We start from the raw sequence: 18685 nt of genomic DNA, 5'->3' as shown, positions 1-18685 counted from the left end.
GGAACAATGCGGCAATTTGCGGGAGCCGGTGTTGACATTAACGGCTTCGCGCAATTAATTAAGAACGCTTCGCATAATTAATTGCATCCTTTCCCACGCCCAGCCGAGGTCTTCATGAAGTTATTCACGCCCGCCCTTATCGCCCTGTCCCTGACCGCCTTCGGTTCATCCGGCGCACAGGCAGATGACCGGCCTGCGGTCCTGAAAACCTATGCCGATATCGCTGAAGCCGTCTATCAGGACAGCCTGACGACCGCGAAAAGCCTGGATACCGCCATCGACGCGCTGATCGCCAGTCCCTCACCGGAAAGCCTGTCAGCGGCAAAGGCCGCATGGCTTGCCGCCCGTGTTCCCTATCAGCAGTCCGAAGCCTTCCGGTTCGGCAATCCGATTGTTGATGACTGGGAAGGCCGGGTGAATGCCTGGCCACTGGATGAGGGGCTGATCGATTATGTCAGCGCCGGTTATGGTACGGTTTCCGATGCCAATGACCTCTATACAGCCAATGTCATCGCCAATCCGAAACTGATGGTTGGTGGCAAGCCGGTTGATGCCTCGGTCATCAATGCGGAACTGCTGACCGGTGTGCTGCATGAAGCAGGAACGGTCGAAGCCAATGTCGCCACCGGCTATCATGCCATCGAATTCCTGCTCTGGGGTCAGGATCTGAACGGCACCGACGCCGGTGCCGGCAACCGACCCTATACGGATTTCGACACAGCCAACTGCACCAACGGCAATTGCGATCGCCGGGCAGCCTATCTTTCTGCTGCCTCAGACCTGCTGATTGCCGATCTTGAGGAAATGGTCGCTAACTGGAAAGACGGTGGCGCAGCCCGGCAGGAAGTCACAGGCGGTGACGCGGATGCCGGGATTGCCCGCATTCTGACCGGTATGGGCTCATTGTCTTACGGCGAACTGGCCGGGGAACGGATGAAGCTCGGCCTGCTGCTGCATGATCCGGAAGAAGAGCATGACTGCTTCTCTGACAACACCCACAACTCGCATTACTACGACGCACTGGGCATTCAGAATGTCTATCTCGGCAGCTACAGACGCACGGATGGCAAAATTGTCTCAGGCCCATCGCTCTCCGGGCTGGTCGCTGCCAAAGACGCCGAACTGGACAAGGCGCTGCGTGCCGCACTTGATCATACAATGACAGCCATGAAAGCGATGAAGGACCGGGCAGAGAAAACCGAAGCCTATGACCAGATGATCGGTCAGGGCAACGAGGCCGGGAATGCAGTTGTTCAGGCGGCCATTGATGGACTTATCGCCCAGACCCGTGATATCGAACGGGCTGTTCGTGTCCTCGGCCTGAATGGTGTCACCGTCGAAGGGTCCGACAGTCTGGATAATGTGAACGCCGTGTTTAAATAAATGAATAGCAGACTCACTTCCGTTGCTGTTCTCACGGCGGCGCTTGCTTTCGCAGGTGCCGCCGTTTGCGTTGCTGCAGGCGCGATGGATTATCGTGACGACCTGACAGCGGAAGACCGGTTGCGGGTCGCTGATGTCACCCGTCCGGCCAGTGACTTCAGCAAGGCAGAACCCTCCGAAGGCCTGCCCGGCGGGGCCGCGACATCGCAGAAGCGTATCAACCGGGATGCCTTCTCGAACGCCTCTGCCAATCTTGGCTTTGAGGAAGAACAGAGATTCAAGATCGGCAACGGGTTCTTTCGTAAACTCTGGATTGCCTCGCCTTCCTCGACCCTCGCCTCTGACGGGCTTGGCCCGCTCTACAATGCCCCCTCCTGTCAACGCTGCCATCTGAAAGACGGCCGTGGCCATCCGCCGGAGGGTGACAGTGCCACCACCATGCTGCTGCGGCTGTCAGTTCCCGCGCAGACCGCAGAACAGGCTGCCAGCCTTGCCGGGCATCGCACTCTGTCCATTCCTGACCCGGTCTATGGCGGTCAGTTACAGGATTTCGGCACCACCCAGGTTCCGGCCGAAGGGCGGGTGACCGTCAGCTATCAGGAAGAAGTCTTCCTGTTTCCGGATGGTGAGCGGGCCAGCCTGCGCAAACCGGTCTTCGGCATCGCCGACCCGGCCTATGGCCCGTTACGCGATGACCTGATGATCTCGCCGCGGGTTGCACCCCAGATGATCGGGCTTGGTCTGCTGGAAGCCATTCATCCCGGCGACATCACCGCACAGGCCGATCCGGAAGACCGCAATGGCGACGGTATCTCCGGGCGGGTCAGTCATGTGCCTGACGAGGCAACCGGAATAACTGGCATTGGCCGTTTCGGCTGGAAGGCAGAACAGCCGACGATCCGCCAGCAATCCGCCCATGCCTTCGCCGGAGACCTGGGTATCTCGACCGATCTGATGCCGGATGTCTGGGGTGATTGCACGGAAACCCAGACGGCCTGCCGCGCCGCCCCCCATGGCGAACAGGAAAGTCAGGGTCCGGGCGAGGCGCCGACCATGGTGCTAGACCTCGTCACTTTCTATTCCGCCAATCTGGCGGTCCCGAAACGTCGTCGCCCGAACGGACCGGACCGGCTGGCAGGCAAGCAACTGTTCTACGCCAGTGGCTGTGCGTCCTGTCATACCCCGAAATATGTGACCAGCCGCAACGCCGAGCGTGCCGCCCACCGGTTCCAGCTGATCTGGCCCTATACCGATATGCTGCTGCATGACATGGGCGAGGGTCTCAGCGACCACCGGCCAATGGCCAATGCCACCGCAACGGAATGGCGGACAGCCCCGCTCTGGGGTATCGGCCTGACCCCGACCGTCAACGGACACAGTTATTATCTGCATGACGGCCGCGCCCGTAATCTGACAGAAGCCATCCTGTGGCATGGCGGCGAAGCCCTCGCTTCACGGGATGCCTTTGCGGCGCTGACCCGCGAAGAACGCGCCCAGCTGCTAACTTTTCTGGAGTCCCTGTGATGCGACCGCTTCTGACCATTCTGACCCTGCTGATGCTGGCCCACCCACTGGCGACCCCTGCGCAGGAGACGGCAAAGCTGCCGGACGCCGACTATGAAGCTTTCACGGAACGGGCGATCACCGGCTATATCCGCCCGGCAATGAACCGGTTTGCAGAGGCCACGGGAGCGCTTGAGCGCGTGACCGGCGGTGGCTGTACGGCGGTCGCCCCGATACAGGACAGCTTTACCGGCGTCGTCCGGGCATGGTCGGGCATCTCCTTTCTGCGATTCGGCCCGCTGTCGGCTGACAACCGGGCCGAGCGCATCCATTTCTGGCCAGACCGGAAAGGAACCGGCCTGCGCCAGTTGCAGCGCGCACTGGCCAAGCGTGACCCTGCCCTCACCGATCCGCAGCAGCTTGCAGAACAAAGCGTTGCCCTGCAGGGTCTGGGCGCGCTGGAATTCCTGCTCTATGGCCTGCCGGTACCGGCTGAAGAAGATACTGCGGCCTGGCGCTGCAAGGTGATCCGGACCATCGCCACAAATCTTGCCACTATCGGACAGGCGCTGGTCGCGGACTGGACAGACCCGGAGGGCTATTCGGCCCGGCTGCTGTCACCGGGAGCCAATAACCCGGTCTACCGGGCCGCTTTTGAACCGGCCAACGAAGTTCTCGGCTCGATGACCTCGGCCCTGCAATCGCTGGCGCAGCTGAAACTGGACCATCTTGCCCCGTCGGAAGACGGCAAACCCCATCCGAAGAATGTTGCCTTCTGGCGCAGTCACCTGGCACGGGTTGCCCTCGCCGCCGATTTTGCCGCACTGGAACGCTATACGGAAGAATCCGGACTGACTGCCCTGCTGCCCGCTGATGACCAGCCGATGATGCGCGCCCTGAGCATCGAATTCCAAAATGCCGCCCGCTCCATCGACAGGCTGGAGCATCCGGTAACCGAAGCGGTCAGCATCGAAGAAGATCAGATCCAGCTTCGTTATCTCCGACGGATCGTCGAGGGGCTGCATACCATTATCGCCGGGCAGGCCGCACCGGCGGCAGGTCTTGGCGTGGCTTTCACCGCGCTGGACGGTGATTAGGCCATGACCCCTCCTGTCAGTCGCCGGGCCTTCCTTCAGTTAACAGGCGGACTGGCCCTGCTGACAGCCTTTGAAGGCGGACCGGCAGTTGCCGCAACAGGCAGCGAGTATTTTGCCGCCGCCTATCAGTCAGCCGAGGGGGGTTACGGTGTTGCCGTCTTCACCGCCGATGGCCAGCTGATCCGCGATATCGGCCTGCCGGGACGTGGCCATGATGTCACCCTGTCCCCCCGGAGCGGCCATTGCGTCGCCTTTGCCCGACGACCGGGAACCTTTGCGGTGGTTTTTGATATCCATAGCAAACACCCGCCCCAGACGCTGACCAGTGCCCCGGGCCGGCATTTCTACGGACATGGGGTGTTCAGCCCCGACGGACGCCTGCTTTATACGACCGAAAACGATTATGACGCCGGAGACGGTATCATCGGAGTTTATAATACGGCTGATGATTTCCGTCGCATCGGCGAGTTCCCCTCCCACGGTGTCGGCCCGCACCAGCTGGCGCTGATGGCGGATGGCACAACACTTGTCATTGCCAATGGCGGGATAGAAACACATCCGGATTTTGGTCGCCGCAAACTCAACCTTGCCACCATGCAGCCCAACATTGCTTTCATGAACCGAGACTCCGGCGATCTGCTGGACCGGCAGTCGCTGCCTGCTGATCTGCATCAGCTGTCGCTGCGTCATCTCGCGGTGGCAGCGGATCAGACGGTCTGGATTGGTGGCCAGTATGAAGGCCCGGTCACGGACCAGCCGCCGCTGATCGCCAGTCTGCGACGGGACGGGCAGATCGACATGATCAACCAGCCGGATGTCACGGCAGGCCTGAAAAATTACATCGGATCGGTCGCCGTCAGCCGGGACGGTGCGCGGGTTGCCACCTCCGCGCCGCGCGGTGACAGGGTGCTGATCTGGTCAGCCCGTGACCGCCGCCTGATCCGGGAAATTCCCGTCGCGGCAGGCTGTGGTGCAGCCCCCGCCACTACCGGCTTTCTGCTGTCCGGCCCGACCGGCGAGATTCTGTCGACCGATACCGGGGCTGGACAGCAGGTCAGTGGCCATCGCTGGGACAATCACATCAGTCGCCTTCAGGCCTGAAGATCATTCCCGGCTGCGTAATGCCTGCCGGTCGATCTTGTCTGTGCCGGTCTTTGGCAGACTGTCCAGATAGTCGATACTGCGCGGATATTTGTAGGGCAGAAGTTCGCGCTTCAGATAGTCCTGAAGCTGTTTCGTCAGCGCCGGACCGGATACGGCATCGCGTTCGGCAACCACCCAGGCCTTAAGCGTCGTCCGCCGGTCCGCCATTTCGATGGCCAGCACGGCACATTCCCGAACCATCGGATGCTCCGCCAGCGCCAGCTCGATCTCCAGCGGATAGACCCACTGGCCGGAAACCTTGACCAGATCATCCGCCCGGCCCCGGAAAAAATAGAACCCGTCTCCATCCCGCATGAAGCGGTCACCGGTATAAATCCAGCCGTCCCGCATGGTCTCCGCCGTCTTGTCCGGACGGTTCCAGTAGGTCAGCGCGTTCGACCCGCCCCGCACCCACATGATGCCTTCTTCCCCTTCCGGTACAATCACGCCGTCGCTGTCAGCCAGCTTCACTTCATAACCCGGCGCGCATTGCCCGGCCGATCCCGGTTTCTGCCAGTCTTCGCTGTTCGTCAGATAGATATGCAGAACCTCTGTAGAGCCAAGCCCTTCCACAATACGATGACCAAATCGTCCCCGCCATGACTCGAACACGTCTTCGGACAGGATCTCCGCCGCCGAAATACAGAGCCGGACGGAAGTCAGATCAGCCAAAGCTGCGGAGTCATCCTTGATCATTGCCGTATACAGCGTTGGCAGGCCAAACAGAATTGTCGGCCTGTGCCGGGCGATCTGGTCATAGATACGCGACGGTGTCGGGCGACCGGACAAAAGCAGGGCAGATGCCCCGACCGAAAACGGAAAGGTCAGTGAATTGCCGAAACCATAGGCGAAGAAGATCTTCGGAATCGAGAAACAGCAATCTTCCTCAGTCATCGCGAGAACCGGGCGGGCGTAACCTTCGACCGTATAGGCCATGTCACAATGACGATGCACCACCCCTTTCGGTCGACCGGTCGATCCGGATGAATACATCCAGAAGGCCATTGCCTCCGGCCCGACCGGAACGGCGGCAAGCTCTGCCGGAAATGTTTCGATCCATGTCTGCCCGTGACAACCGGCAGAGGCATCGCCATTGGTAACAATCACCGTCTCGCAAGACGTGCCAGCCAGCGTCTCCGGACTGAACAGGTCAGTGAAAACAGCATCAACAACGGCGACCCGGGCGTCCGAATCCTCCAGAAAGAACCGCACGGAATCTGCCGGTGACAGGGTATTGATCAGCATCGGCACCAGCCCGGCCCGCAACGCCCCGAAGAAGGCGGCGGCATAGACCGGCGTGTCATCGAGAAACAGCAGCACCCGGTCGCCCGGCGTCAGGCCCAGCGACAGCAGCGCATTTCCGAACTGCCCGGCATCAGCGCAAATCTGATCATAGGTCCGGTCCCCGAGGTCAGAGCGCAGGGCGATACGCCCTCCCCGCCCGGCGGCCAGATTGTCGAACAGGATGGCGCTGGCATTGTAATCTTCCGGAAACTCCGGGGTCAGCGGATAGAGGCTGCCCTTATCGTGATTGGGCGCAACCGATTTTGGCTGAAGCGTCATGTCAGCCCCCGTGCGGCCAGACCCGCCGCAAATTCAGGCGCGATCAAGGCCAGCCTTTCCGGGGTGATCCGTCCGCTCCGCTGGAGATAGGCATGAGCAAAACGCCAGGGGTCCTGCGTCATATGACTGGCGAAGTTTTCATACCAGTCTGCACTGGCATTCGCCGCCCGGACGATCTTCTCGACGACGGGTTTGCGGGCTTCCTGATAAGCCGGCAGGGCCCCGGGCAACGAGAAATCATGTGCCTTCAGTGCTTTTACCAGCGCGATCACATCCTCCAGCGCCAGACGGGTTCCGGAGCCGATGGAAAAATGCGCCGTATGCAGGGCGTCACCAACCAGCACCCGGTTGCCCGCATACCAGTTGTCGTTCCACAGCTTCGGGAATTGCCGCCAGATTGAGCGGTTGCCGGTCAGTGGTGTTCCCTGCAGCTGATCCGCAAATATCGCCTCGCAGCAGGCTTTCGACCGGGCTTCCGACATGTCGGCAAACCCCATTCGTTCAAAAGTCGGGGCGTCACATTCAACGATGAAAGTGCTTTTGCCCGGTGCGTAGCGGTAGTGATGGGCGTTGAAGAACCCGCCATCGTGACGCCGGAACGTCTGGGTCAGGGCATCAAATTCCCGGTCCACGCCATACCAGACAAACCGGTTATTCAGGTGACTGAGGCTTTCTCCGAAAGCCCGGGGGTCAGATTGCCGCACCAGCGAGTTCAAGCCATCAGCCCCGATAATCAGGTCCGCCCCCTGCAACGCGTCCAGATTATCAAGATGCCGGTTCCATTCCGGTTCTATGCCAGCCGACGCCGCCCGGGCCTGCAACAGTTGCAGCAGATGCAGGCGGCCAATCGCCGCAAAACCGATACCGTCGAGCCGGATCGCCTCGCCGTCATGGTTCAGGATGATGTCGCTCCAGCGCTGCATATGCGGCACAATCGCGTCATGGGTCTCCGGGTCATCTTCCCGCAGGAAGGACAAGGCCTGATCCGAAAACACCACACCAAATCCGAAGGTCGCGTCTGGCGGATTCTGCTCGATGACCCGCAGGGAAATGTCAGGCCGCGCCCGCCGAATCAGATAGGCCGCGTAAAGGCCCGCCGGACCTGCTCCCACAATGGCAATCTGCACGCGACCTCCCGATTTTATTATATACAATCATTTTTATATTAGTGAATATAACGACGAATCATCGAATGAGGCAAGAACCGGACATGACCAGCACCAGCCGCGGCATTCAGTCCGTCGATATCGCGCTTGCCGTCCTGTCCGGCCTCTCCGGTGCATCGGGGCCGCTCAGTCTTGGCGAGCTTGCGACTGTGACCGGAATGCCGCCGGCGAAGCTGCATCGCTACCTCGCCAGTTTTGTCGCAGCCGGTTATGTCACCCAGCGCAAACGGTCGGGAGCTTATGATCTCGGGCCGGCTGCCTTGCGGCTGGGTGTCGCCGCCATGGCCCGTAAGGATATCATCAATGATGTCGCCAGCGCCCTGCCTATGCTGACCGCGGAAACCGGGGCCACCGCACTGCTGGCGGTCTGGGGCGATCAGGGGGCGACAATCGTGCGCTGGGAACGGGCGGCATCCTTTATCGTCACCACTCTCGGGCTGGGGACCACCCTGCCGCTGTTACCCTCGGCAACCGGCCAGGTTTTCCTGACCTATGCGCCTCCGGCGCTGACAAGCACCCGGCTTGCACAGGAACTGAAAGATATGCCGGCAGCGGACCCCGCCGCCCTGCAAACGCTCACCCGGTCGCAGGGTTATGCCCGGACGGACGGGCGGTTCATCCCCGGCCTCGCCGCCATCAGCGCCCCGGTACTGAACTGGCAGGGTGAAATCGAGGCGGCGGTGACGCTGGTTGGGACCGACCCCCGCATGGTCGCCGACGACAGTCCGGAACTTCTGGCCTTACTGGATTTCTGCCAGCGCCACTCCCTGAATTCCGGTACGCCGGCGGATTGAAATGAAGCTGCCGGTCACGCTGTCTAGAGATGCGAATACATCGGCTGTCCCGCCACATCGAGATCCGCCCTGAGGATCGTGCCGGTATCGCTTTCCGTAATGAAAAGCTGCCGGTTATCCGCACCTCCATAAGCAAGGTTGGTGGTGGTCAGCCCGCCGGTACAGGAGCGGATGCGCCAGCGTGGTTCCCCAAGATAACTGAACTGCCAGGCCGACCCCATACCGGCCTGACAGACTGTCAGATTACCATCGACATCCATTGCCAGACCGTCCGGGCCGCCAAGGCTGCCCTGTAACTGCACGAACAGACCGACCTTGGAGACCGTACCATCCTGCATGATCGGCAACCGCCAGACCGCATTGGCCCGGGTAACCGCCACGTAAAGAATCGTCTCCTCCGGATTCAGCACCAGCCCGTTCGGGGACGGCACCGTGTCGATCAGCAGGTCCAGCTTACCGCTGTCCAGATTATAGCGATAGACCCGGCCCGTCGGATCATGCAGCCCGGTCTGGCCCTGATCGGTGAAATACATGTCGCCATTGGTGGCAAAGACCAGATCATTGACGCCCTTCAGCCCCTCTGTCTTCACATGCCCGAGGATTTCCGTGACCACTCCCGTTTCCGGGTTCAGCTCGACAATGCCCCGGCGGTAGTCAGTGATGAAAATACGACCATCACGATGGATTTTCAGACCGTTCGGCCAGCCGTCATATTCGGCGACCTGCGTCCAGCTGCCCGCCGGGTCGATCCGGAAAATCCGGCCAAAGGGGATATCAACCACATAAAGATTCCCCTCCCGGTCAAAGCTCGGGCCTTCCAGAAAGGAATGGACGCTCTTGCCGAACTTGTTGACCCGCCCCCAGGCGCTTTCCGTATTCTCGCGACGCAGTTCAGCCGGAATTTCCGTGAAGACTTCGGTGATAAGGTCCTTCGGTGGTGCAAACAGGCTCATTCGGTGTCTCCCCGGTCGGGCAGAGGACGCTCCGGCGGGCCGTCATAGGTTCCGATATAGGCTTTCGGGGTGACGCCCTTGATCCGGACATCCTGATTCATCTGTTCCCAGGCATGGGCCATGATACCGACGGAGCGGGACAGGCAGAACAGCCCGCGGGCCAGCGGCTGCGGAAAGCCCAGCTCCGCATAAACCACCGCCGTCGCACCATCGATATTCATCGGCACCGGCTTGCCCTTGGCGGCGTCTATCTGCACCTGAATTTCCCGCCCGATAGCCAGAAACCGTCCGTCAATATGACCGTCCGAGACAGCCTGCTCCGCCAGCGCGAACATGCGCGGTGACCGGGGGTCTTCCGGGCGGTGGAACCGGTGGCCAAACCCGGGCAGGAACCGGCTGCGTTCTGCCTGATACCAGGCAATTCCATCAGCCACAGCAGTTTTCAGATCATCCCCGTCATCCATACGCCGGGCAATGTCATGCAACAGCTCCATACATTGCTCGCCCGCACCGCCATGCACGTCACCCAGCACATTCACCGCTGACCCCATGGCGTTGTTCAGGCCCACACCACAGGTGATGGCCATCCGGGCAACGCCGATGGAAGGTGCCTGCGGCCCGTGATCGACACCGGCAACGAGGGCCGCTTCCAGCAAGGCCGCCTCCGGGCGGGACGGCAGTTCTCCCCGTGTCAGCAACCAGACCATATCCGGGAACGAGACATTGCCCATCAGGTCCTGAATCGGATAGCCCGAGAACCGGATCGTCCCCGGCGCCATTTCAACGATAGAACTGCGCCAGTAGTCGCGAATTTCCTGTTCTACATCCGCCGCCGTGCGGTTCTCGATCATGCCGTCATCCCCTGTTTATCAACAATAAGCCTGAGTCAGACTTCCGAGACCTGGTCAAAAATCGTCAGATCCGAAAGCCGGCCCAGAAAGCCACGATCAAAGTAGTGGGCAATCAGAAAGTAATCGACCGCTTTTCCATCGCTGGCACAAGGCAGGGTCAGCCGGTCACAGTTCAGCCATTTCCCGTCATTCTGCCGGCGATAGCGATCATGGACAGCGCAGTTACCGGCCGCACTTCTTTGCAGATTGATAACAGCAAAATCATAAGCTTGTTCCGGGACATACTGCTTCGGCGTCTTGCCGGTAGGGTCGACCCCGTTCAGATCAATCATCGCCACAGAAGCCAGAGTGACCCGGTATTCAGGCGGTGTGCCCCGATATTCGATCATGCTGATATTCCGCCCCCAGGGCAGAAACTCCTCAATCAGAAAATCAGTGCGGGATGGCAGCAGATCACCGGAACGACGGTCCTGCCAGAGTTGCCACAGGGACTGCAGTTCCGGACGCTCAATGTCGCTGGCCGACTGAATGTTCCAGTTTTTATAGTTCGGGTCATCGATGAAGGAGTGCGCGCGTTGTGACATTCCAGCCTCTTCAGGGCGGCAATATATCAGCCCGGGTTAACCAGTCCGACCTGCAGGGGAGTTCGGTCAAACGGTGTTTGTGGTCGGCCAGTATAGTGCAGAGCCGTCGCATAATAATCTACATCCTGACCATTGGCCGACATGGGCAGGACCAGCAATTCCAGATCAGCCGGTGTCACTTCCCCGGAAATAACAATCTGCTGCTGGGTGGCAACCCTGCGGACCGCTGCTGTCCGGTACGGCTCCAGCACATCTTCAAGGACTTCCGGATGACAGATATCTTCAAGGAAGGCACCGGTGATCTCCTTGTTGTTCAGCTCTATCATTGCCTTGCAGGCCAGTTTTACCCGCAGCTTTCCTGTCTCCGGATCCACCTCGAACATGCCAATATAACGGCTCCAGTCGAGGAATTCCTCAATGGCAAAGTCTGCCCGAGCCGGCAGTTGCCCTGCCTTCATCCGGCCAGCCCACAGCCGCCAGAGCGACCTGAAGGCAGCAAAGCGGATATTCTGTTCTTCTCCGATCAGGTCGGTACGAAATTTTGTCGTTACGGGCATACGTACCGAAACTGGCAAAGGGTTCAACACCCGGAGATCACAAGCTAGCCGGAGATGACGATGTTCTCAAACAAAGGGGGTGCCGTTACCTTGAAATTCAGCGCCACAGGCAGGTTTCAATCGTCCCGGACAACACCCGCAATGCTGTTATCAAAAAACCGGTCGTAAAGCGTCTCCTGACGAATCGGAGAAACGAACCCCGGATCATAATAAATGGCGATGACAAAATAATTTACCGGCCCGTCACCATCAGCACAGGGCAATACCAGCCGCCGGAATGAACGATCACCGTGGGTATGTGAAATCAGACTGTCTGTAATCGCGACCCGGTCAGCCATAGCCATCAGGTAAGGCCGGCACCCAAACTCCAGTGCGCCGGGCGGCATATATTCATCGAAATACTTGCCTGTCGCATCAATCTTGTTGAGATCAATCATGGTCTTGTTGGCCATGGTAACTAAAAACCGGACCGGGTCTCCTTCCGGCTTCACCATGCCGACATGCCCTGCCCAGGGCAGAAATTCCTCAATCAGAAAGTCCGCCCGGGACGGCAGTTTGCCGTTACCGCGTTCCTGCCAGAACGCAAAAATCTGCTGCATCGGCTCAAACGATAATTCGGCCGCCTCTGTGACAGGTTTGATTATGACGCCCGCAGAAAAAGACATAGCGAAGATTTTCAACCTCTGATGATATCAGCAAGCCTTATCTGAGTGAGGCTCCGTTATACGATACACTCAACAGGCTTGCTGATCTTATCATATAACAGTTACCCGATTTCAGCCGCAGATATCATGCACCTCCGGAAACCACCCCGCTGGCATAAAGCCGGTCGATATCTGCGGTTTCCAGTCCGATCTCCTCAAGCAACTCACGGCTGTGCTCGCCAACAGCAGGAAGATCCCGGCGAACGCCCGGCCGTTTGCCATCGATCGCCAGGGGCAATGACGGAATCCGGGTTGCCTTGCCGTCCGTGTCGAGATGCAGCTCGGTCAGCCCATCCGACTGATTCAGATGCGGGTCGTCATACAGGTCCTCGGGACGGGTGATTGGTGCATGCGGCAGACCGACCGCCTCGCATTTCGCAATCAGGTCTGCCTTGCTGTAGCGGCGGCAGATATCGGCAATGACAGGAATCAGCGTCTCACGCGATGCAACCCGCTGGTTGTTTGTACGCAGACTGTCGTCCGCCGCCAGTTCCGGTGCGTCAAAGGCTTCGCAGAACACCGGCCATTGCTTGTCGCTGACCACGCCCAGGAAAACCTGTTCATCGTCCGAGGTGATGAAAACGTCATAGATCCCCCAGGCAGAAATCCGGTTCGGCATCGGGTCCGCTGCTTTGCCGGTCACCGCGAACTGGGCCATATGCTGGGCGACCAGAAAAATGTTGTTCTCAAACAGAGCGCTTTGGACATGCGCCCCCTTGCCGGTTGCATCACGTTCCCGCAATGCCGCCATGATGCCGATGGCACCGAACATGCCACCCATGATGTCATTGACCGAAGTCCCCGCCCGGAGCGGACGACCCGGCGGGCCTGTCATATATGCCAGACCACCCATCATCTGCACCACCTCGTCCAGCGCCGTGCGGTTTTCATAAGGGCCCGGCATAAAGCCCTTCATGGAACAGTAAATCAGATCCGGCCTGATCCCCTTCAGCGTTTCATAACCAAGCCCCAGACGGTCCATCACCCCCGGCCGGAAGTTTTCCGTCACCGCATCTGCCGTCCCGACCAGCCGGTGCAGCACCTTCAGGCCCTCCGGATCCTTGATATTGATTGCCAGACTTCGCTTGTTCCGGTTGAAGGTCGGGTGGAACCCGGCACCGGAACCCAACAGACGACGGGTTGAGTCACCGTCGCCAACCGCTTCGATCTTGATCACATCAGCACCAAGGTCAGCCAGAATCAGCCCGCAGCTTGGTCCCATGACCATATGGACGAATTCCAGAATACGCAGACCGGCCAGCGGGGTGCGTGTCGGGGTCTCATTCATGCTTTTCAGATCTCCACTTTTTCGCCGCCGATGACAATGTCGCCCATATCGCCAACATCCAGCGCAAACTTCTGACCATGCAGATAAAAATGCAGCGCATGTTCCGGCCCGACCCCGACGGCCCGCAATCGCCGGTGAAACTCGAACGCATCGACATCCGGCGGCATCTCCAGCAGGGCCTCGTAATCCCGGCGGGTTGTCTTGCGACCACTCCACGGAATGCCGACCGGTTCCAGCCTGCCATCCGCAGTTGCCAGCAGCGGAACAAGTTGCCGGAACAGGTCACGCATCAGCTCATGGGTCAGGCTGTCGACTTCAAGAATGGTCATCTCCGGTTCGATATCGAACCAGCCCAGCCCGACAACCGGACCGCTGTCGACTGTTGCAGCCATCTCATGCACGGTCGCACCAAACCGCCGGTCGCCTTCATACAGCGCCCAGGTGCCCGGATACAGGCCGGGACGGCTGGGCGGTCCCGGATGGAAGTTATAGGCCGGACCAATGGCATCCAGAATATCCGCCGGAACGATGACGCTGGTGTGATAGGAAATCAGCCGCTGGCGCCGGGACGGATCAATGACCCGGCGCAGTTTTGCCAGCGTATCGGCGTGATGAATGACCAGTGCCGGATTGGCACCGGTCAGCATCGTCACCAGCGGGTCAGTGTTGATGCGCTCGGAAAGCAGAATGATATCGTCAGGCATGACAGCAGGGTAACCCTGTAACCCTGAACCACGCAAACCCCGTCAGGTGAAAAGTGCCGCCGGTCAGGAACCGGGAATCTGCAACTTGCCGGTCATGTCGTGACGGTCAAGGATATCAGCCATTCTGCCGCTGGCCTTCAGATCAGCAACGACAGCATCAGCAAAGGCATGCAATGCCGCATGGCCCGGACGGACGGCAACGGCCTGTCCCATGGTCGTGAAAGACCCCGGCAGGATGCGTGACCCCGGATAATCCTCAGTATATGCCACCAGCGCAGGCGCCAGACCGGCAAACGCATCCAGCCCCTCCGCCACGAACAGGTCAAAGGCAGCACGATGGTTTGCCGCACGATGCAGCGTTGCATGGCGCAGATTCCGGGTCAGAAAATGATCATAACCTGCGCGGGCAGGCAGGGCGATCCGGGCACCGGGCTGATCCAGTTCCGCCGGGGCCTGAAATTTGCTGTCCGGCGCGACCAGATAGGTTGCCGCCACTTCGATGAAGTTGGCCGTGAAATCGACAAGTTCTGCCCGTTTTGGCTCAAACGCCATTTGCGCGATGTCCCAGCTGCCATCAGCAAGTGCATCCGTGATATCACCGGGCATGGCAAAGGGCTGAATCTCGATGCGAACACCCAGCGCCTCGGCAACAGACCGCAACACATCCGGCCCGACCCCCTGCGGCACTCCCTGTTCGTCCAGACCACTGGACAGCAGCTTGTTGCCCATATTCATCGCCGCGCGCAGCACCGAAGGGTCAGCAAGTTGGGCAAGAGCATCCGCATTCATTTGCATATCAGGTCAGCCTGTCAGTTTTCGGGCAATCGACAGGACATCAGCGTCCGGTCAACATCTTCAGGTTTCAGGTCCGGCCCGTTGAAAGTAAAGGATTTTTCATCTCTGTAAGAGAAAATCATATCGGGCACTGTCAGAAGAATTATCCCGGCAATCTCTGTTCGTTACCCTGCGAAATGCTATGCTCCCTCTCCCAACCGGAATTCAGGTGATTATTCGATGCATATTCTCATAACCGGTGCCGGCGGCATGATCGGTGCCAAACTGCTTGCTGCCTTTGCCCGGGGTGAAGGGCCCCTGATGATCGGGAAACTGACCCTGGCCGACATCACGCCGCCGCCGGTGCCTGATGGTTTCACCTGCGATATCAAACCGGTTGCCTGTGACATTACCAGCCCGGCGGACATCGCCCCCCTGATCGCCGACCACCCTGACCTGATTATCCATCTCGCTGCTGTTGTCTCCGGCGAGGCGGAAGCCGATTTCGAAAAGGGCTACCGGGTCAATATGGACGGCACCCGGAATCTGCTGGAGGCCATCCGGCTGGAAGGGGCCAACTCACCCTACTGCCCGCGCTTTATCTTCACATCATCGGTCGCCACTTTCGGTGGTCCCTATCCGGAAAGCATCCCCGATGATTTCATCAATTCACCCCAGAACAGTTACGGGGTACAGAAGGTCATCGGGGAAATGCTGCTGTCCGACTACACCCGTCGCGGCTTCATCGACGGCATCGGCATTCGCGTCCCCACAATCTGCATCCGGCCCGGCAAGCCGAACAAGGCAGCTTCAGGCTTCTTCTCGGGGATCCTCCGCGAACCCCTGCAAGGCCGCGAGGCGATCCTGCCGGTCAGTACAGAGGTACGCCACTGGTTCGCCAGTCCGCGTGCTGCCGCCGGCTATCTGGCACATGCCTGCGTGATGGACAGCAGCCAGATCGGCAACCGGCGCATCCTCAACATGCCGGGCGTCAGCGCCACCGTTGGTGAGCAGATCGAAGCCCTCCGCCGGCATGGCGGGGACGCCGCCGTCAAACTGATCCGCCATCAGCCGGACCCGGCGATCCGGCAGGTCATTGCCGGCTGGCCGGAACGGTTCGATGCCAGCCGGGCTCTGGCCCTCGGCTTCACCGCCGAACAGAGCTTTGACGATATTATCCGGGTCTTTCTGGACGAAGATATCGAGAAATAGGGCGCCAGGCCCAACATCAGGCGACCAGACCGGCCGCGTGACCGCTCGACCAGGCCCACTGAAAATTATAGCCGCCAAGCCAGCCCGTCACATCAACCGCCTCCCCGATGACAAACAGGCCGGGAACCGTGCGGGCCTCCATGCTTTTCGATGACAGGGCATCGGTCGAGACGCCGCCCAGTGTCACTTCGGCCTTGGCATAACCCTCGCTTCCGGCCGGGGTCAGGCACCAGTCATTCAGCATCTGCCCGAAAGCCCGGAGGTCACGATCCGGAATATCCCCCATCGGTTTCGCGGGCAGCCGGTCCGCCAGCGCCGCCGCCAGCCGGGAGGGGAGCAGATCGGCAAGGACCGTCTTTACCTCGGCGCGGGGCCGCGCAGCCTTCAGATCAACCAGCCTGTCTGCCGCCACCTCACCCGGCAGCATGTCGAGCCGGATGTCGCCGCCATGTCGCCAGTAAGAAGATGCCTGCAAAATCGCCGGGCCGGAAAGGCCACGATGGGTAAACAGCATCGCCTCCTGAAACGCTGCTGTTCCGGCCGTTGCCACACAATTCAGCGCCACGCCACTAAGGCCCGTCATCAGGTCGCGGGTCTCCCCGGCAAAGGTCAGTGGCACAAGGCCGGGGCGAATATCGGTCAGGGGCAGGTCAAACTGCCGGGCAATCTGATGCGCAAACCCGGTTGCTCCCATCTTTGGAATCGACAGCCCGCCGGTTGCCAGAACCAGAGAATCTGCGGTGAAACTTCCCTGACCGGTTTCAACCCTGAAATGGTCTGACCGGCCGATCGCTCTCACCTCGCAACCGGTGCGGGTTTCCACTCCTGCCGCGTCGCATTCCGCGGTCAGCATGGCGACGATCTGGCGCGCAGATTCATCACAGAACAGCTGCCCCAGCGTCTTCTCATGCCAGGCGATACCGTGACGATCCACCATCTCCATGAAGTCATACTGGGTATAGCGCGCCAGCGCCGACTTGCAGAAATGCGGGTTCTCCGAGAGGAAATTCCCGGGCTCGCAATACAAATTGGTGAAATTGCAGCGCCCGCCACCGGATATCAGGATCTTCTTGCCAACCTTCTCCGCATGATCCAGCAGCAGAACCCGGCGACCACGGCCACCGGCTGTCAGCGCGCACATCATCCCGGCAGCACCGGCACCGATGACGATCACGTCAAATTTTCGCGCAGCAGATGACATGAAGATAAACCCTGAATGATAAGGCAGATAGCCGGATGCGGGCGGAGACTAATCGGTCACGGCATCAGGATAAAGCGATGTCGAGAAACCGTCTCATTCCTGATATCATCCGGCGATCACCTGAGGACAGCAGAAGCAGCATGGACCCGGATATCAAAGCCGCCTTCGACCAGATGCCGTCAGATATCCGGCAGATGGCGCTTCAGATACGCGACCTGATCCGCGACACCGCCCGGACCCTGCCGGAGACCGGGGGTGTGACGGAATGCCTGAAATGGGGACAACCCGCCTGGCTGCCGCTCAGCAAGGCCGCCGGCACAACGGTAAGAATCGGGGCAGATGACGGTGGCCTTGCCCTGTATGTGCACTGCCAGACCGGCCTGATTGAGGAATTCCGGCAGCATTACGGCGACAAGTTCAGGTTCTCAGGCAACCGGGCCCTGCTGATTGACGGTTCACAACCGCTGCCGGACAGCGAGCTTGCGCACTGCATCGCGCTGGCGCTGACCTATCACGCACGCAAGAAACAGCGGCGTCAGTAGATCGTCCGCTTCATCCGTTCCGGATAGTCAGCGTCATACTGGCGGTTATCAAATTCTGCCGGAGTCAGTTCCTTGATGATATCACCGGCGCTGGGCAGTGACGCCCGGTCAACCTGTGCATCTGCCTGCCACAGCCGTGAACGGGCAAGCGCCTTCTGGCACTGGAAATAGATCCGGTCGACCGTCACCACCAGCACGCTTTTCGGCAGCTTTCCCCGTATCGCAAAGCCGGCCATCAGGTCAGGGTCGGTGCTGATCACCGCCTCGCCGTTGATCCGCAGCGTCTCTCCCATGCCGGGGATCAGGAACAGCAGCGAAACACGGGGGTCACGGACGATATTACGCAGCGAATCGATCCGGTTGTTACCAGGCCGGTCCGGCAGGGCTACCCTGCGGTCATCCAGCACCTGCACAAAGCCCGGCGGGTCACCCCGGGGCGAACAATCCGTCCCCTCCGGCCCGACCGTCGACAGCACGACAAAGGGCGAGGCCCCGATCATCTGCCGGTAATGCGGGGTGATATGGTCCACCTCCTTGTCCAGCGCCGTGAAGACCGGCTGACCATAGAGCGATTCAAGCTGCTCTGCGGTGGTGATGTGATGGGAATCGGACATGGCAATAGCCCCGGACGGGTTCAGACGACCGTCAGACTAGCATTCCGGTGAT

19 protein-coding genes are annotated in these 18685 nt (G+C 59.9%); 7 read left to right on the top strand and 12 right to left on the bottom strand.

What is annotated here, in order from left to right; translation table 11 throughout:
• Positions 1 to 114 precede the first annotated feature (114 nt).
• From GH722_07755 to GH722_07740, 4 genes are read left to right on the top strand one after another with little or no spacing between them, the layout of a single operon-like run.
• On the top strand, positions 115 to 1383 hold the full coding sequence (locus GH722_07755) for a peptidase (GenBank protein ID MRG71658.1): 1269 nt from the start codon (positions 115 to 117) through the stop codon (positions 1381 to 1383).
• Positions 1384 to 2907 (top strand): c-type cytochrome, encoded by a 1524-nt coding sequence (locus tag GH722_07750; protein MRG71657.1) that lies wholly within the window; start codon positions 1384 to 1386, stop codon positions 2905 to 2907. It abuts the gene before it with no gap.
• Positions 2907 to 3983 (top strand): hypothetical protein, encoded by a 1077-nt coding sequence (locus GH722_07745; protein MRG71656.1) that lies wholly within the window; start codon positions 2907 to 2909, stop codon positions 3981 to 3983. The genes GH722_07750 and GH722_07745 overlap by 1 nt, the downstream gene beginning before the upstream one ends.
• A gap of 3 nt (positions 3984 to 3986) precedes the next feature.
• On the top strand, positions 3987 to 5084 hold the full coding sequence (locus GH722_07740) for a DUF1513 domain-containing protein (protein MRG71655.1): 1098 nt from the start codon (positions 3987 to 3989) through the stop codon (positions 5082 to 5084).
• Between the two features lie 3 nt (positions 5085 to 5087).
• Here GH722_07740 and GH722_07735 read toward each other — a convergent pair whose 3' ends face one another.
• Together GH722_07735 and GH722_07730 are read right to left on the bottom strand one after the other, a co-directional pair.
• Entirely contained in the window at positions 5088 to 6689 is a 1602-nt protein-coding gene (locus tag GH722_07735; GenBank protein ID MRG71654.1) for a benzoate-CoA ligase family protein, read from the bottom strand.
• Entirely contained in the window at positions 6686 to 7816 is a 1131-nt protein-coding gene (locus GH722_07730; protein ID MRG71653.1) for an NAD(P)-binding protein, read from the bottom strand. Before GH722_07730 ends, GH722_07735 begins: the two co-directional genes overlap by 4 nt.
• Positions 7817 to 7881: 65 nt before the next feature.
• Between GH722_07730 and GH722_07725 the strand changes: the two genes are divergently transcribed.
• Positions 7882 to 8649, top strand: a complete 768-nt coding sequence (locus GH722_07725; protein ID MRG71652.1) for a helix-turn-helix domain-containing protein — start codon at positions 7882 to 7884, stop codon at positions 8647 to 8649.
• Positions 8650 to 8672: 23 nt separating this feature from the next.
• On the opposite strand, the gene GH722_07720 is transcribed toward GH722_07725, so the two are convergent.
• The 8 genes from GH722_07720 to GH722_07685 form a co-directional block, all read right to left on the bottom strand.
• A complete protein-coding gene (locus tag GH722_07720; protein MRG71651.1) occupies positions 8673 to 9602 on the bottom strand; it encodes an SMP-30/gluconolactonase/LRE family protein in 930 nt (309 codons plus the stop codon).
• Positions 9599 to 10453, bottom strand: coding sequence for a citryl-CoA lyase (locus tag GH722_07715; protein ID MRG71650.1), 855 nt, complete (start codon positions 10451 to 10453; stop codon positions 9599 to 9601). Before GH722_07715 ends, GH722_07720 begins: the two co-directional genes overlap by 4 nt.
• Before the next feature lie 35 nt (positions 10454 to 10488).
• On the bottom strand, positions 10489 to 11037 hold the full coding sequence (locus tag GH722_07710; protein ID MRG71649.1) for a hypothetical protein: 549 nt from the start codon (positions 11035 to 11037) through the stop codon (positions 10489 to 10491).
• A gap of 26 nt (positions 11038 to 11063) precedes the next feature.
• Positions 11064 to 11594 carry a hypothetical protein gene (locus GH722_07705; GenBank protein ID MRG71648.1) on the bottom strand — a complete coding sequence of 177 codons (531 nt, stop codon included), beginning with the start codon at positions 11592 to 11594 and terminating at the stop codon, positions 11064 to 11066.
• Positions 11595 to 11710: 116 nt separating this feature from the next.
• Positions 11711 to 12193 (bottom strand): hypothetical protein, encoded by a 483-nt coding sequence (locus GH722_07700; protein ID MRG71647.1) that lies wholly within the window; start codon positions 12191 to 12193, stop codon positions 11711 to 11713.
• Positions 12194 to 12383: 190 nt separating this feature from the next.
• Complete coding sequence (locus GH722_07695) at positions 12384 to 13586, bottom strand: CoA transferase (GenBank protein ID MRG71646.1); 1203 nt, start codon at positions 13584 to 13586, stop codon at positions 12384 to 12386.
• Between the two features lie 5 nt (positions 13587 to 13591).
• On the bottom strand, positions 13592 to 14290 hold the full coding sequence (locus GH722_07690; protein MRG71645.1) for a methionyl-tRNA formyltransferase: 699 nt from the start codon (positions 14288 to 14290) through the stop codon (positions 13592 to 13594).
• 63 nt (positions 14291 to 14353) lie between these two features.
• Complete coding sequence (locus GH722_07685; protein MRG71644.1) at positions 14354 to 15085, bottom strand: transporter substrate-binding domain-containing protein; 732 nt, start codon at positions 15083 to 15085, stop codon at positions 14354 to 14356.
• A gap of 219 nt (positions 15086 to 15304) precedes the next feature.
• On the opposite strand from GH722_07685, the gene GH722_07680 reads away from it, so the two are divergent.
• Positions 15305 to 16276: an NAD-dependent epimerase/dehydratase family protein gene (locus GH722_07680; protein ID MRG71643.1), complete on the top strand. Its 972-nt coding sequence runs from the start codon at positions 15305 to 15307 to the stop codon at positions 16274 to 16276.
• Positions 16277 to 16292: 16 nt separating this feature from the next.
• On the opposite strand, the gene GH722_07675 is transcribed toward GH722_07680, so the two are convergent.
• Positions 16293 to 17477 (bottom strand): aminoacetone oxidase family FAD-binding enzyme, encoded by a 1185-nt coding sequence (locus GH722_07675; protein MRG71642.1) that lies wholly within the window; start codon positions 17475 to 17477, stop codon positions 16293 to 16295.
• Positions 17478 to 17617: 140 nt separating this feature from the next.
• On the opposite strand from GH722_07675, the gene GH722_07670 reads away from it, so the two are divergent.
• Positions 17618 to 18019 (top strand): DUF1801 domain-containing protein, encoded by a 402-nt coding sequence (locus GH722_07670; GenBank protein ID MRG71641.1) that lies wholly within the window; start codon positions 17618 to 17620, stop codon positions 18017 to 18019.
• Here the strand turns inward: GH722_07670 and GH722_07665 are convergent.
• Positions 18013 to 18633: a pyridoxamine 5'-phosphate oxidase family protein gene (locus GH722_07665; GenBank protein MRG71640.1), complete on the bottom strand. Its 621-nt coding sequence runs from the start codon at positions 18631 to 18633 to the stop codon at positions 18013 to 18015. The genes GH722_07670 and GH722_07665 overlap by 7 nt on opposite strands.
• Between the last annotated feature and the right edge of the window lie 52 nt (positions 18634 to 18685).

The sequence above is a fragment of the Alphaproteobacteria bacterium HT1-32 genome, assembly GCA_009649675.1.
GTDB lineage: Bacteria > Pseudomonadota > Alphaproteobacteria > Rhodospirillales > HT1-32 > HT1-32.
Note: the sequence above shows the minus strand (reverse complement) of the source record. Positions and strands in the feature narration are given on the sequence as shown.